Below are 433 nucleotides of genomic sequence, written 5' to 3'. Positions count from 1 at the left end.
CCCACACACGCCCCGGTTTCGACACGGGTGCCCATACCCGGCCTGAATTCGACACGGGAACCCACGGTCGGCCGAACGCGTCGGTGTCGTAGGGGCTGCGCTGGTGGGCACCGGTGTCGAACTCGGGCCGACCGTGGGTTCCCGTGTCGAATTCAGGCCGGGTATGGGCACCCGTGTCGAAACCGGGGCGTGTGTGGGCGCCCGTGTCGAATTCCGGTCGGCCGTGGGCTCCGGTGTCGTAGGGGTCGCGCTGGAACGTTCCCGTGTCGTACCCCGGCCGGGTGTGCGCACCGGTGTCGTAGGGGTCGCGCTGGTGCGTGCCGGTGTCGTACTCCGGCCGACCGTGGGTCCCCGTGTCGTACTCGGGGCGTGTGTGGGCTCCGGTGTCGTAGGGGCTGCGCTGGTGGGTGCCGGTGTCGTACTCGGGGCGGGG

General features: G+C 70.9%; 1 pseudogene. It reads right to left on the bottom strand.

The features are described 5' to 3' along the window. Positions 1–433, bottom strand: a pseudogene (locus DSY14_RS28160) (hypothetical protein); the annotation flags it as partial.

The organism is Nocardiopsis sp. MG754419 (assembly GCF_018207095.1).
GTDB lineage: Bacteria > Actinomycetota > Actinomycetes > Streptosporangiales > Streptosporangiaceae > Nocardiopsis.
This window is presented reverse-complemented; position numbering and strand designations above follow the sequence as displayed.